The organism is Enterobacter sp. JJBC, assembly GCF_036936505.1.
GTDB lineage: Bacteria > Pseudomonadota > Gammaproteobacteria > Enterobacterales > Enterobacteriaceae > Enterobacter > Enterobacter hormaechei_C.
This window is the reverse complement of sequence record NZ_CP136935.1, coordinates 2,495,634-2,510,445: the sequence shown is the minus strand read 5'-3', so window position 1 is coordinate 2,510,445 and position 14,812 is coordinate 2,495,634. Positions and strand designations below refer to the sequence as shown.

The 14,812-nt window shown below is 55.2% G+C and carries 14 protein-coding genes; 8 read left to right on the top strand and 6 right to left on the bottom strand.

All coding sequences use genetic code 11. From position 1 onward, the window contains the following. Position 1: 1 nt before the first annotated feature. On the bottom strand, positions 2-1,339 hold the full coding sequence (locus RY075_RS12125; RefSeq protein WP_023324697.1) for an SrfA family protein: 1,338 nt from the start codon (positions 1,337-1,339) through the stop codon (positions 2-4). A gap of 282 nt (positions 1,340-1,621) precedes the next feature. Here RY075_RS12125 and RY075_RS12120 point away from each other — a divergent pair, with 282 nt between their 5' ends. Both RY075_RS12120 and RY075_RS12115 read left to right on the top strand, forming a co-directional pair. After that, positions 1,622-3,220, top strand: coding sequence for an ABC transporter substrate-binding protein (locus RY075_RS12120; protein ID WP_003856968.1), 1,599 nt, complete (start codon positions 1,622-1,624; stop codon positions 3,218-3,220). Positions 3,221-3,321: 101 nt separating this feature from the next. Beyond that, complete coding sequence (locus RY075_RS12115) at positions 3,322-3,555, top strand: YdcY family protein (RefSeq protein WP_003856971.1); 234 nt, start codon at positions 3,322-3,324, stop codon at positions 3,553-3,555. 3 nt (positions 3,556-3,558) lie between these two features. Here the strand turns inward: RY075_RS12115 and RY075_RS12110 are convergent, their stop codons facing one another. Then, positions 3,559-4,008 (bottom strand): DMT family transporter, encoded by a 450-nt coding sequence (locus RY075_RS12110; protein ID WP_032658547.1) that lies wholly within the window; start codon positions 4,006-4,008, stop codon positions 3,559-3,561. After that, positions 4,005-4,523, bottom strand: a complete 519-nt coding sequence (locus tag RY075_RS12105; protein WP_109948784.1) for a GNAT family N-acetyltransferase — start codon at positions 4,521-4,523, stop codon at positions 4,005-4,007. Before RY075_RS12105 ends, RY075_RS12110 begins: the two co-directional genes overlap by 4 nt. Positions 4,524-4,671: 148 nt before the next feature. Between RY075_RS12105 and RY075_RS12100 the strand changes: the two genes are divergently transcribed. The 3 genes from RY075_RS12100 to RY075_RS12090 all read left to right on the top strand — a co-directional run bounded on the left by RY075_RS12100 (position 4,672) and on the right by RY075_RS12090 (position 7,276). Continuing rightward, positions 4,672-5,247 carry a helix-turn-helix domain-containing protein gene (locus RY075_RS12100; protein ID WP_003856978.1) on the top strand — a complete coding sequence of 192 codons (576 nt, stop codon included), beginning with the start codon at positions 4,672-4,674 and terminating at the stop codon, positions 5,245-5,247. 66 nt (positions 5,248-5,313) lie between these two features. Next, entirely contained in the window at positions 5,314-6,348 is a 1,035-nt protein-coding gene (locus tag RY075_RS12095; protein ID WP_109948785.1) for an NADP-dependent oxidoreductase, read from the top strand. A 259-nt stretch (positions 6,349-6,607) separates the two neighbouring features. Continuing rightward, on the top strand, positions 6,608-7,276 hold the full coding sequence (locus RY075_RS12090) for a GntR family transcriptional regulator (protein WP_032658540.1): 669 nt from the start codon (positions 6,608-6,610) through the stop codon (positions 7,274-7,276). Between the two features lie 123 nt (positions 7,277-7,399). On the opposite strand, the gene pqqU is transcribed toward RY075_RS12090, so the two are convergent. After that, positions 7,400-9,517, bottom strand: a complete 2,118-nt coding sequence (gene pqqU, locus RY075_RS12085) for a TonB-dependent receptor PqqU (protein ID WP_023314203.1) — start codon at positions 9,515-9,517, stop codon at positions 7,400-7,402. 246 nt (positions 9,518-9,763) lie between these two features. Here pqqU and RY075_RS12080 point away from each other — a divergent pair, with 246 nt between their 5' ends. Beyond that, entirely contained in the window at positions 9,764-10,825 is a 1,062-nt protein-coding gene (locus RY075_RS12080) for a YncE family protein (RefSeq protein ID WP_023324693.1), read from the top strand. Between the two features lie 93 nt (positions 10,826-10,918). Here RY075_RS12080 and ansP read toward each other — a convergent pair whose 3' ends face one another. Beyond that, positions 10,919-12,415 (bottom strand): L-asparagine permease, encoded by a 1,497-nt coding sequence (gene ansP, locus RY075_RS12075; RefSeq protein WP_022648235.1) that lies wholly within the window; start codon positions 12,413-12,415, stop codon positions 10,919-10,921. Positions 12,416-12,742: 327 nt separating this feature from the next. Continuing rightward, positions 12,743-13,633, bottom strand: a complete 891-nt coding sequence (locus RY075_RS12070) for a LysR family transcriptional regulator (RefSeq protein ID WP_032658533.1) — start codon at positions 13,631-13,633, stop codon at positions 12,743-12,745. Between the two features lie 112 nt (positions 13,634-13,745). On the opposite strand from RY075_RS12070, the gene RY075_RS12065 reads away from it, so the two are divergent. Together RY075_RS12065 and RY075_RS12060 are read left to right on the top strand one after the other, a co-directional pair. After that, on the top strand, positions 13,746-14,144 hold the full coding sequence (locus RY075_RS12065; RefSeq protein ID WP_023314200.1) for a cupin domain-containing protein: 399 nt from the start codon (positions 13,746-13,748) through the stop codon (positions 14,142-14,144). 71 nt (positions 14,145-14,215) lie between these two features. Then, positions 14,216-14,755, top strand: a complete 540-nt coding sequence (locus tag RY075_RS12060) for a shikimate kinase (protein ID WP_003856993.1) — start codon at positions 14,216-14,218, stop codon at positions 14,753-14,755. The last annotated feature ends 57 nt before the right edge of the window (positions 14,756-14,812 follow it).

Sequence of the window (14,812 nt, the reverse complement as noted above, 5' to 3'; positions counted from 1 at the left end):
ATCAGACACCTGCTTTCTTGAACGTCAGAGGAACGATGGTGTTGGCATCGTAACGTGCGGTGCATTCCGCCACGTCGCTGGCACCTGCCTTACAGGTCACTTCCGGCATCGGATAGCGTGAACCGTCGGTGCAACGAGCGTTTCCGCGCGTTTTGATCAACAGCTCGCCGTTGCTGTGTAATCCGGAAAAGACGTCTACCCGGCAGACAATGTTGTCGCCATGCACAACCCGGGCGAAACCTTTATTGTTCTGGATCTGGTAGCGCAGCGACGGCGGTTTGCCGGTGAGCGGATCCTGCACATCGAGAAACGCGCGCCAGGTGCCATTCAGGAAGCGCGTTAACCCCGCTTTGACCTGGTTTGCCTCCATCACCATCGCATCTTTCGGTATCGCGGTAATGACCACTGGTTCGGCTGCCGGTGCAGGCGTTTTCACCTTCGGCTCTACCACTTCGGCCTGGTGCAGCGGGAGTTTCAGCTCAAGCGGCTCGACCGTCTTTACGGGGGCCGGAGCAATGGCGACAGGCACTGGCGCTGGTGTGGCAACAGGCGCTGCGGTCGGGGCCTGTTTTGGCCAAAGCAGCGGGGTGGCAATGGCCGCAATAATGACGGCGGCAACCGGCAGCAACCACAGGGGGGAGCGACGTTTTTTCTGCATGGCCGCCGGTGCGGGCTCTGGCGGCGCGGCGTTCATGCGCACCGGCTCTGGCGTATACAGTTCATCTTCGGTGATACGGACGGAAGCCACAGGCGTGATAAGCGGCGCGTCGGCCTGCTCAAAGGTCACTACCGGGGCCGGTTCTTGCTCCTGTTCAGGTTCAGGCTCGTTAATCACCACTGGCTCAGGTTCAGGGACCAACGATTCGCGCAGGCAGTCCAGCACGTCGTCGCGCGCGTTCTCGTTAAGATTGACGAAACCCCAGAAGCAGATCACCGGTTTGCCATCCACCAGGAAAACAAAGTTTTCACCGGGAAACTGAAAGGCTTTTGAGAGCAGAGAGCCAAACAGTTGCTGCGCCGTTTTCGGTGACTGAAGGCATTTTTTACTCAGCGACTCCACGCTGGCGAGCGTGTTTTCCAGATAGCGTAGGGCGCGATAACGATCATCTTCATCCGCCGCCTTCCAGCTGGAGACGGTTCCCTCAACCGGGGAGTACCAGTCAACGCGATCGCCGCCGTCGTAGACCTGGGGGATGGCCAGACAATCGACGATAGCCTGTTGTTTGCGCAACCGAAGCGCTTCGCGGATTTGCAGCGCTGATTCAAAAACGGCCTGTCCGCCGCCACCAACGGCCTGAAAATCATCCAGATTACCGCTGCGTAAAAGTGTTTTTGCCACGATTTGGTCCTGTAGACTTCTTCACGCCATTACTTTAACGAAACAGCTAAGCAAGCAAACGGCGGAGGAGACGATAAAAGGGACGATTTCTTGCGGCATTGATCGTGATGGTTGTGCTTGACGAATAATGAACCTTAAGGCAAATCGGTTTCTGCGGGGTGATGCTAAAACCAGCGAAATGTACGGCTTTAGAATAACCTGATAGTGATTCGTTATTTGTCAGGCCAATACGTCTGTGCTGTTATTACTGTTCACTATAATAAAACCGAAAGGGTAATAACCATGTCTACAGGGAAAACCGTGCTCGCCCTCGCGCTGAGCGCGCTGCTACCGGCAAGCGCCGCATGGGCGGCAAATAAAGACACCATTATCTACTGCTCCGAGGCGTCGCCGGAGTCGTTTAACCCGCAGATCGCCAGCTCTGGACCTTCGTTTGTCGCCAGCTCGCAAACGCTGTATAACCGTCTGATTAACTTCGACCCGGTAAAAAACACGCCGGTGCCTTCTCTGGCCGAGTCGTGGACCATTTCGCCAGACGGCAAAACATACACATTTACCCTGCGTAAAGGGGTAAAATTCAACAGCAATAAATACTTCAAACCTACCCGTGATTTTAACGCTGATGACGTTATTTTCTCCGTTATGCGTCAGAAAGACCCTAAGCATCCCTATCACAATGTTTCCCAGGGTAATTACGAATACTTTAATGACGTGGGCCTCGACAAGCTCATTCAGGATGTGAAAAAGATCGACGATTATCACGTCCAGTTCACGCTGAGCGAACCCAACGCGGCGTTCCTGGCCGACTGGGGAATGGACTTCGCCTCGATCCTCTCTGCCGAGTACGCGGACGCGATGTTGAAAAAGGGGACACCTGAAAATGTGGACACCTGGCCAATCGGCACCGGCCCGTATGTGCTTCAGCAGTACAAGGTGGATTCGCTGATCCGCTACGTCGCCAATCCGAACTACTGGGACGGTGAGGTGCCGACCAAACACCTGATCTTCTCCATCACGCCAAACGTTGAGACGCGTCTGGCGAAGCTGCAAACGAACGAGTGTCAGATCATTCCTGCGCCGTCGCCGGTGCAGTTTGAAGCGATCAAGAAAAACAAAGACCTGACCCTGCACTCGGTGGATGCGCTGAACGTGGGGTACCTGGCGTTCAACACGGAGAAAAAACCGTTTGATAACGTGCTGGTGCGCCAGGCTCTGAATTACGCGACGGACAAAAAGGCCATTGTGAACGCGGTCTTTATGGGGTCTGGTACGGTCGCTAAATCGCCGATCCCGCCGAACATGCTCGGCTTTAATAAAGACCTGAAGGATTACGGCTACGATCCGGAAAAAGCGAAAGCGCTGCTGAAGCAGGCGGGTCTGGAAAAGGGCGCGGAAGTGACCCTCTGGTCCATGCCGGTTCAGCGTCCGTACAACCCGAACTCGCGACGCATTGCGGAGATGATCCAGGCTGACTGGGCGAAAGTGGGTGTGAAGGCGAAAATCGTCTCTTACGAGTGGGGTGAGTACCTTTCCGGCATGCGCAAAGGCGAGCATGATTCCGCGCTGTTCGGCTGGATGTCTGATAACGGCGATCCGGACAACTTCGCCGATGTGCTGCTGGGTTGTAACAGCATCAAAACCGGATCTAACGCCGCGCGCTGGTGTGATAAGGGGTATGATGAGCTGGTGCAAAAGGCCAAACTGACCAGCAACCCGGACGAACGTGCGAAGCTGTATGGACAGGCACAGGAGATTTTCTATCAGCAGGCACCGTGGATTGCGTTAGCTAACGGCAAAACGTTCTACGCGACCCGCAGCAACGTGACCGGGTACAGCGTGAGTCTGATGGGCAGTGACTTCTCGAAAGCGAAGCTGAACTGATCGTATTCTTGCCGGGTGGCGGCTATGCCTTACCCGGCCTACAGCTAGCACCCGTAGGCCGGGGAAGCGTAGCGTCACCCGGCACGTGATAAGGAGTGACAATGTCACATTTAAACAAAGTTATCGCCCGCGTCGATGCCACCATCGAAGAGAGCGTGATTACCCACATGAACGAACTGCTGATCGAATTAAGCGATGATGCAGAGCTCAGCCGTGAAGATCGTTATACCCAGCAGCAGCGCCTGCGTACCGCGATTGCGCATCATGGCAAGCAACATAAAGAAGAGGCGGAGGCACGCCATGCCCACCTCACGCAGGGTGGGACTATCCTGTAAGGGTTAAAACTGGCGCCGTGCCACCAGCCAGGCGCCAACCACCAGCATCACTGCGCCGCAGACCGGGCCAACCAGCGCGCGCAGGGGAATGCCGTTGCTCTTGAGGATGTCCATCACCAGACCGCCAATCAGCTGGCTTGCCACCAGTACGGCAATGGTCGTTGCCGCGCCCACATTCTGATATCCGCTAATACTGGCGAAGACAAAAAAAGACCCCAGCAGGCCGGGGATCAACGTCCACCAGCGCACCGTTGACGCCAGTTCGTTAAACCCCGCCAGGCCATTTTTCACCAGTAACATGCTGACAAACAACACAATCCCCACCAGCGAGTTCAGCAGCATGGCGATAAGAATGGTGGAAGAGGATTGCGTAATGCGCACCATAAGGGTGTTTTGTACCACCAGCCCAATCCCGGCGGCCACCAGAAATGCTAACGTCAACGATTGATTCATGGCAGAGCATCCGGATCGCTGCGCTCATCGAGCTGGAGTTGCATAAAGGTTAAATCCAGCCAGCGACCGAATTTGGTTCCTACCTGCGGCATGTTTCCGGTGGTAACAAAGCCCAGGGTTTCATGCAGATGAATCGACGCCTGGTTCTGCGCCTCAATACCGGCAACCATCACATGTTTACCAATCTGGCGGGCTTCCTTAATTAATTCCATCATTAGCAGTCGACCAATGCCTTTGCCCTGATGATCGGGATGAACGTAAACCGAGTGCTCCACCGTATGGCGAAAACCGTCGAATGCTCGCCAGTCGCCAAATGAGGCGTATCCCGTCACTACACCTTCTTCTTCACTGACCAGCACCGGATAACCCAACAGCGTGCGCGCCTCAAACCATGCAATACGGTTATCGGTATCGACAGTTGTATCGTTCCAGATTGCGGCGGTGTGCAGCACCGCATGGTTATAAATTTCACCGATAGCGGCACAATCTTCTTTGCAGGCATGACGAACAATCATGGTTAACCTCTGGCTGTGTTGTTCACTATAGTAGTATGATTTTCTCACAATATTACACAGTTCATGTATTCCATCGCTACGACAAAATCCCTGTTTTTTTGTCACAAAACTCCCCCGAAAAACCATCCGTACACTATAGTATGACGTCATGAATACAATGACAGACAATATGAATCAACGCATTAGCGCCCGCATACGCCTTGAACGCGAGTCGCGTGGCTGGTCATTAAGCGAACTGGCCGAACGGGCAGGTATCTCACGCGCCATGATCCATAAGATTGAACGGGGTGACAGTAGCCCAACGGCGACGCTGCTTGCTCGGTTATCCGGTGCCTTCGGTATTAGCATGTCTACGCTCATTGCGCGCGCGGAAATGCAGGAGGGCAAACTGTTACGTCTGGCGAACCAGCCCGTCTGGCGCGATCCGCAAACCCACTATTTGCGTCGCCATGTGTCGCCGCGCACCGATATGCCTATCGACCTCGTCCAGGTGGAGCTACCCGCAGGCAGCGATGTGCCGATGCCCGCTTCCTCTTACGCGCTGGCGCGACAGCTGATTTGGTTGCAGGCAGGTGAACTGGTCTTTCTGGAGGGGGATACCCGCCATGAAATGAAGGCCGGAGATTGTCTGGAACTCGGGCCGCCGAACGACTGCCGGTTTATCAACGAAACGGATGAATCGTGCCTCTATCTGGTCGTGCGGCTTAATCAGTCCGGCTCATAATGCAAAGGCGATCCGCAGGATAACGTGCCAGACTTGAATGACATTTTCAGCAGTAAGGAGCGAAGAATGAATCAATCAACTACGCAAAACCGACGCTGGGTACTGGCTTCCCGTCCACACGGCGCGCCGGTTGCCGAAAATTTCCGCCTGGAAGAGCAGCCGATCCCCACGCCCGCAGAGGGACAGGTGTTATTACGCACCGTATGGCTCTCGCTTGATCCGTACATGCGGGGCCGTATGAGCGATGCGCCATCCTATTCACCTCCTGTCGAGATTGGTGCGGTGATGGTGGGCGGCACGGTAAGCCGCGTCGAGACCTCCCGCCATCCGGATTATAAAGAGGGTGAATGGGTGCTGGGTTACAGCGGCTGGCAGGAGTATGAACTGTCCGACGGGCAGGGGCTGGTGAAGCTGGGTGAAAACCCGTCGCATCCTTCATGGGCACTCGGCGTGCTCGGGATGCCGGGCTTCACCGCGTATATGGGGCTGCTCGATATCGGCCAGCCTCAGGCAGGAGAAACCCTCGTCGTGGCGGCGGCCACGGGGCCGGTTGGCGCAACGGTGGGGCAGATCGGAAAAATCAAAGGGTGCCGGGTCATCGGCGTGGCTGGCGGGGAGGAGAAATGCCGTCATGCGGTCGACGTGCTCGGTTTCGACGCCTGTCTGGATCACCATGCGGATGATTTTGCCGAACAGCTGGCGAAAGCCTGCCCGCAGGGCATTGACGTGTATTATGAAAACGTCGGCGGTAAAGTCTTTGACGCCGTGCTGCCGCTCCTGAATACCTCCGCGCGCGTGCCGGTTTGCGGACTGGTCAGCGGCTACAACGCGACCAACCTGCCGGAGGGGCCGGATCGCTTGCCGCTGCTGATGGGGACCATCCTGAAAAAACGCATCCGCATGCAGGGCTTTATCATCGCTCAGGACTATGGTCATCGTATCGGCGAGTTCCAGCAGGAAATGGGACGCTGGGTGCAGGAAGGCAAAATTCACTATCGCGAGCAGGTCACCGAAGGGCTGAACGCGGCGCCGGAGGCGCTGATTGGGCTGCTGGAAGGGAAAAACTTCGGCAAGGTCGTGATCCGCGTGGCGGCGGACTAAACAGAGCATCGGTTATGGCGGGCAAAGTCCGCCATAATTATTTGTGAAGATACGATATATTGTCTTTAATTAATCCATAAGCATTGCGCGCCATCGGCCCAGCTGAGCCAGAAGTGGTAAACGTAATAGTAATTGAACAATTTTTATTTTAACGCGCGCCCTTCATACCAGGCATGACGATACAGGATATATCAAACCGGCGATGTTTTTTTAAACAGTCGCTGAAAATGGCATTTTGTTTTGGCTACGGGAATTAAACATGCTTGATTTGGAAAACCTGGAAAAAGCACAAAGAATCAGTCTGACGATGCAAGTTGAGAACAGTTTAAAGGGAGCGTTAATTACGGGCTCATTAAAACCTGGGGCTCGACTCATCACGAAAGAGATTGCGGATAAATTAGGCACCAGCATCACACCAGTGCGCGAAGCCCTGCTGCGTCTGGTGTCGGCAGGTGCATTACAGGCCACGCCTGCTCAGGCGTTTTTGGTGCCAGAGGTTACGCTGGAGCGTTATAACGAAATTAACGCCATCCGAAAACAGCTTGAGCCGATGGCCGTTGCGGCGGCATGTCAGAATATGACCGAGACCAAACTGGGTGCATTACGCGCGCTGTCAGATAACTTCAGCACCGCCATGCATCAGGGCGACGTGCAGAAAGCGATCCATGCCAACCGCGTGTTCCGGTTTACGCTCTATCAGTATGCCGAAATGCCGACCCTGAACTCGCTGATTGAGCAGCTATGGGTACGGATTGGTCCGTGTATCAACTACCTGCACGAAGAGATGAAAGATATCCCTGCCACGACTTACCATTATGCCGATCTGCTTTCTGCGCTTGAGCAAAGGGACGTGACGGCCAGTCGGGAAGCGATCGACCGAGCCATTGATGAAGCCAATATCCTCCTGCAACGGCAATACTACAGTTAAGGATCGCACTGGCGCACTTATTTTTTTATTCGTTTTAAACTTCCCTGAGTATATTCCCGGCGCTTAAGGCTACCGGGAATGATGTTATTTTTTTACCGGCAACGTGCGCTGCCGGAAAATGTTTTACTCAAAGCGATAAGAGACCGACAGGCCCACGCCATAGTTACGGCCAGGGGCGGGTTCGTAATAGCGATTGTAGCCGGCGTTTACAATCTCTGAACCGACGTACTCTTTATCGAACAGGTTATCGACGCGACCAAAGATGTCCATTCCCCATTTGCCGTAATTGAGTTTATACCCGGTATTCAGACCGACCACGGTATAAGAGGGCGCTTTGGCGGTATTGGTGTCGTTTGCCATCACGTCGCTCATGTAGCGGGCATCTGCCCCCGCGTACCAGCCTTCCTCAGGCTCCCAGCCAAACGACGCATACCCCATATTACGGGCAATCCCCGGCATTCGGTTGCCGCTACAATCTGCTTTATCGCAGACGTTGGTACGGTAGGTCGCATCGAGATAGGTCCACGCCATTTTCAGCTTCCAGTTTTCGGCAAACTGCTGGTCAAGCGCAATTTCCACACCCTGACGGCGCGTTTTCCCCGCATTTTTGTAGGTAGTGCGACCATCTTTGTTTTCGTCCACTACGATCTCGTTGTCGGTATCCGTGCGGAACAGCGCCGCCGTCAGGATGCCATTGCCGATGCGGGTTTTGCTGCCAATCTCATAGGTGTTGTTGGTTGACGGTTGCAGGTTGATATTGAGGCCGCCTTTGCCATCAGAACGGTATGAGAGTTCGTTGATGGTAGGGGTCTCAAATCCCCGTCCCGCCGCGGCATACAGGTTCCAGGCGTCGGTCACGGCGTATTTCACCGCACCAGCCGGGAGCCATTTATGGTAGCTGGCGTCACCGCTGTCATCGCCGTTTTGAGGGGTAATGTAATGATCGTTGGAGTCAAACCAGACGGAGCTGTAACGCACGCCCGCCTCAACGGACAGCTTTTGCGTGAGCTGCCATTGGGTTTGCAGGTAGGGATCAAGGTTCCACATCAGGTTACGTTCGTCACGGCGTTTGTTACCCTTCACGCCAAAATCCGGCACGCCGTTGTTCATCACGAAGTTTTCATACCCGCGGCGATTTTCACTCATATTTTCGTAGTTCAGGCCGGTGGTAAACGTTACCGGCACCAGAAGCTCACCGCGGTGGGTCCAGCGGGTATCAATACCCTGATAGTGGCGCTGCATATCAATTACGCCACCCGAATGCGCAGGATTTTCAGTCTGCGCGGTATCCGGAATGGACTGGTACTGGGTCATTTCACGCTCACCGGCGTACATCATCACGCTGAGGTCGTCCTGTTCGCTCAACTGACGGTCGTAGCGGATCCCGGCCTGGGTCTGCTTAATGGTTTTACGCGTGTTGTACTGATCGCCACGGGGTGACTGGCGTGGGTTGTTCTGCCACTCCTGATAACTCAGTCCGCCCGGATCGTTGGCTTTCATGTCGACGCTGTTAAAAATCAGCGTTAGCTTGCTGACATCATCAATGCGTACGCCCAGTTTCGCATTGGCGAGGTTTTTCCGTGCGCCGCTGTGGTCGCGATAGCCATGGGTGGTGAAGCGGGTTGTGGATACCGCATAGTCCACATCCCCCGCCTGAGTCCCGTCGCCCACCGCACCGGTGGCCTTCATGCCGTAACGCCAGGTGCCGTAACTGCCGTAATAGCTGCTGGCTTCAATTGTGGCTGGCTGTTGTCCGGTCTGGGTGTTGATGTTGATTACGCCGCCGGAGGCATTGCCGTACAGGGCAGAGAAGGGGCCGCGCAGCACGTCGACGCTCTCAATGCTGTTGAGGTCTATGTTTGACGTCTGCCCCTGGCCGTCGGGCATGGTTGCCGGAATGCCGTCCACGTACATGCGGATCCCGCGTACGCCGAAGGTTGAACGCGCGCCGAATCCGCGAACGGAAAGTTGCAGATCCTGAGCATAGTTCTGGCGGTTCTGGATTTGCAGGCCAGGCACGCTCCCAAGGGATTCAGAAAGGTTGATGCGCGGTGTGGCATGTCGCATATCCTCGCCGCTCACCACGCTGACTGCGGCCGGGGTGTCCAGTTCGGAGACAGTTTGCGGCGTGGCGCTGACGATCAGGGTCTGTTCATCCGCGGCCATCGCACTCAGCGGGCCAAAAATGACGGGAGCGAACAGCAGGGGTAGTGATGCCTTGCGGGCAGTAATAATTTTCATGGAGTAAACCGGTTAAGAAAAATTCGAACCAAATCAACTGGAACCTGTGTATATATGTTAAATCCTTTGTAAATGTTATGAAAACTATAACCGCACATTTCGTGAATGTAAGGCTTTGAAGGAAAGAAATACTCCACATTCAACTGATTAATGATTACTATTCTCATTAAAATAACGGCAAAGCGATGACTTTGCCCACCGGAAGTGATGTCAGCGGTAAATCTCCTCATTTAAAAAGGAATTGTTATGTCTTTACGTCATCTGTGCTCGCCGCGCCTGCGTGGGTCTCTGCTGTTGGGCTCTTTACTGTTTGCCGGTACGTTCCAGGTTCATGCCGCTGAAGAGATGTTGCGCAAAGCGGTCGGCAAGGGCGCGTATGAAATGGCCGTCAGCCAGCAGGAAAACGCGCTGTGGGTTGCGACGTCACAAAGCCGCAAAACCGATAAGGGCGGCGTGGTTTATCGTCTGGATCCGGTCACGCTGGAAGTGACGCAGGCGATTCATAACGATCTCAAGCCGTTTGGCGCCACGATCGATAACGCCACCCAGACGCTGTGGTTCGGTAATACCGTCAACAGCGCCGTGACGGCGATTGACGCCAAAACGAGCGAGGTGAAAGGGCGCCTGGTGCTGGACGATCGCAAGCGTAGCGACACGGTGAAGCCGCTTCAGCCGCGCCAGCTGGTGGCCGATGACACGACCAATACGGTGTACATTACCGGCATCGGCAAGGAGAGTGTGATCTGGGTTGTTGATGGCGCAACGCTGAAGCTGAAGGACACTATCACGAACACCGGCACGTTCAGCACCGGACTGGCGCTGGATGCGAAGGCAAAACGCCTGTATACCACCAATGCGGACGGCGAGCTGGTGACCATTGATACGGCAACCAACAAAATCCTCAGCCGTAAAAAAGTGCAGGATGACGGAAAAGAGCACTTCTACCTGAACCTGAGCCTGGACACTGTCGGCCAGCGTGCGTTTGTGACGGATTCAAAACAGCCAGAAGTGCTGGTGGTGAATCTGAAAGATGGCAGCGTGATGCAGAAAATCGCCGCGCCAGAATCGCTGGCCGTACTGTTTAACCCGGCGCGTAACGAAGCCTATGTGACGCACCGCGAGGCGGGCAAGGTGAGCGTGATTGACGCCAAAACCTACAAAGTGACCAAGACCTACGATACCCCGGTTTACCCGAACAGCCTGGCGCTGTCCGCGGACGGTAAAACGCTGTACGTAACGGTGAAACAGAAATCAACCCGTCAGCAGGAAGCGACCCAGCCTGACGATGTGATTCGTATCGCGCTCTGATGTGGGATTTGCCCGGTGGTGGTGCGCTTACCGGGCATAAAAAAACCATGAAATGCAGGCCGGGTAAGGCGAAGCCGCCACCCGGCTTTTTTATTAACGCGACGTCTCTTCCACCAGCGGACCGTCCTGTTTGTCATCTCCAGGATGAACCGGTGCGGTACTGTGGATTTCATTCACGCGTTTACGAACGCCAAACCAGCCAGCAATCAACAGCACCGCCAGCAGCGGTATTGTGGCGATGGTGTAGGTACCGTTCGGGTAGTCGAAGGCCATCAGCACCAGCACGCTCAGCAGGAACAGCAGGGTAAGCCAGGAGGTCACCGGTGCGCCCGGCAGCTTGAAGCTGACGTCAGCCGCTTTTCCTTCTTTGATCGCTTTGCGCAGACGCATCTGACACACCACAATAAAGGCCCAGGAGGCAATAATGCCCAGTGCAGCGACGTTCAGCACGATCTCAAACACCTGAGACGGCACCAGATAGTTCAGGAACACGCCAAAGATATACACCACCAGAGTGGCCAGAATACCCGCGTAAGGCACCTGCTGCTTGCTCATCTTCGACATAAACTTCGGCGCAGAGCCCCCCATCGACATGGAGCGCAGGATACGGCCCGTCGAATAGAGTCCGGAGTTCAGGCTGGAGAGCGCGGCGGTCAGTACCACGATGTTCATGATGCTGCCCACGTACGGCACGCCCAGCTTAGAGAAGAAGGTTACAAACGGGCTTTGGCCCGCCTGGTATGCGTTCCACGGCAGCAGCAGAACCAGTAGCACCACGGAGCCCACATAGAACAGGCCGATACGCCAGATCACGCTGTTGATGGCTTTTGGCACCATCGTCTGCGGATCTTTGCATTCACCTGCCGCCGTACCGACCAGTTCGATGGAGGCAAAGGCGAACACCACCCCCTGCACCAGAACCAGCGCTGGCAGCAGGCCGTGCGGGAAGAAACCACCGTTATCGGTAATCAGGTGGAAGCCGGTTGCGTTACCGTCCAGCGGTTTACCGGTGCCGAGGAATACGGTACCGACCACCAGGAAGATCACAATGGCCAGCACCTTAACCAGCGCGAACCAGAACTCCATTTCGGCGAACCATTTCACGCCGATCATGTTCATGGTCCCGACAATTGCCAGCGCTCCGAGGGCGAACACCCACTGCGGCACATCGCCAAACGCGCCCCAGTAGTGCATATACAGCGCAACGGCGGTGATATCGACAATACCGGTCATTGCCCAGTTAACGAAGTACATCCAGCCCGCGACATACGCGGCTTTTTCACCAAGAAACTCGCGGGCGTAAGAGACAAAGCTGCCGCTGGAAGGGCGGTGGAGTACCAGTTCGCCGAGGGCACGAAGGATGAAGAAAGAGAAGATCCCGCACACCAGATAGACCAGGGCGAGAGCGGGGCCAGCCATTTGCAGACGTGCGCCTGCACCTAAAAACAGACCTGTACCGATAGCGCCGCCGATGGCGATCATCTGCACCTGACGGTTGCCCATCGCCTTGTGATAGCCCTCTTCATGAGAGTTCAACCAGCGACGTTTCGCAGCATGATGATCGGCTGCGCTTTTATTGCTTGTTTTCATTGAGTTACCTGTTTGCCTGTCTGAACCATTAACGTGATAGTCCTGCCTGGCAGATGCCGAAACAAACGATTGCTTCTGCGCAGACACATGCTGCCTTTCCAGTCATTCTGTGTATGGATAAGGCAAAACATGGCGAGGCATCCTACCCGCAATTGATAAGCGACGCAAAATATAACCGTGCCGAAAGTGATGCACGTCGAAGGAAATCGTGTGGTCAGAGCAGACGGGGATCACAACGCGCTGAATCGTGGCGTTTTTTTAGGCAAAAAGGTCTGCGAATGCTGATTTAATCATCAGGTTTACTTAATAGTTACTTATAGGTAGAGACTATGTATGCCGCAGGGCTGCAATAAGTAATGCAAAGGCGGTAGTGTGCTGGCGGCGGCTCGGATAATACAGATGGTATCCCGTAAAAGCCGGACACCAGGCTTCAAGCACACCCACTAACCGGCCCTTAGCAAGGGCGTCCTGAACCGCATCTTGCGGAACATACGCCAGCCCCAGACCGTTTTCGGCGGCATCGATGCGCTGCGGCAGGCTGTTTAGGATCAGCTGGCCGTCAACCCGCACGCGCAGCTCACGTCCGTCCCGTTCAAATTCCCAGGCATATAATCCGCCGCGTGTGGGCAGGCGCATATTAATGCAGCGGTGCTGATCGAGCTGCTCCGGCGTTTTCGGTATGCCGAAACGTTGCAAATACTCTGCTGACCCGACAACCGCCATGCGCATGTCCGGCGCAATACGTACCGCAATCATATCTTTCGCCACCTGCTCACCCAGACGCACCCCCGCGTCAAAGCGGCCATCGACAATATCAGTCAGCCCATTGTCCACCGTGACTTCAACGTTGATGTCAGGATACTGCGCCATAAAGGGTTTAAGCACAGGCCACAGCACCGTAGACATGGCGTGTTCCCCGGCGTTAAGGCGAATATTCCCGGCAGGTCTGTCGCGGGTATCACGCAACGCGGTGAGTTCCTGCTCGATCTCCAGCAGATGGGGGCTTAAGCGCCTAAAGAGTTGCTCGCCGGCCTCGGTAGGGGCCACGCTACGGGTGGTGCGGGTTAACAGACGGACTTCCAGCCTCGCTTCCAGCTTGCGCATTGCGTGGCTGAGTGCCGACTGAGATACCCCAAGCTGCGCCGCGGCGCGGGTAAAGCTGCGCTCCCGGGCGACGACCATAAAGGAAAGCAGATCGTTGAAGTTGTCTTTTAACATGGCGGCTTACTCGATTTATGAATTGAACTCATGGTTCCTTTCTGATTATGCACTCTAATGCTCCCCATGGCTTTACGCTACTGTTAACGCAACAGCAAACGAGGAGTAAATCATGAAAATTATCCGTAGCGGTTCGTTACCTTCCGTTCAGGGTCCAGAGGCCTGGTTTACCGGCAGCGTGCGCATTGACGCGCCTTTCCAGGCGACTGAACCGGCAAAAGTCGGTGGCGCGACCGTCACCTTTGAACCCGGCGCACGTACCGCCTGGCATACGCATCCTCTTGGACAAACGCTGATCGTGACGCAGGGGCGCGGCTGGTTACAGGAGTGGGGGAAAGAGGCGGAACCGCTGAATCAGGGGGATATCGCCTGGATCCCACCCGGCGTGAAGCACTGGCACGGCGCAAGCGCGCAGACGGCGATGACCCATATCGCCATCGCAGAAGCGGTCGACGGGAGTCCGGTGGCGTGGCTGGAGAAGGTCACCGACGAGCAGTATCCGAACGAGTAGTCTGGCGTTTCGTAAACAAATTATTAACGTTATGATTCGATCCGTTTTCTTCAGCATTTGCAGGCGGAACGGTGAAAATCAATATCATAGGTACCAGCGGAAGTGGGAAAAGCACGTTTGGCAGGCGAATCGCGGAGGCGCTGGCTATCCCTTACATTGAGATGGACAGGCTTTACTGGCGAGCGAACTGGCAGGGAACACCGGACGATGAGTTTCTTGCAACCCTGGAAAAAGCGCTCGCCGCCTCGCCTGACTGGGTCCTGGACGGGAATTACAACCGCACACGCGACGTTAAGTGGCGCGACGTCGATCTGGTGGTGTGGATAGATCGTGGGTTTATCCGCACGCTCTGGCAAGCGGTGACGCGGGCCTCCAGACGCGCCTGGCACAAACAGGAGCTCTGGCCCGGCACGGGGAACCGCGAAAGCTTTCGTCGGTCGTTCCTTAGCAAGGACTCTATTATCATCTGGACGATCAAAACCTGGCGCAGCAACCGCAAACGCTATCAAGCGGATATGCAAAACCCGCAGTACAAACACATTCGCTTTCTCCGCATTACCCGACGGCAGGATGCCGAAAGACTCATTGCCTCGCTTAAATCACGCCGATGACAGACTCTCTATTGCCGTTTTCCGGCAATCCAAATGTAAATTAATTGTTTCTCAGAG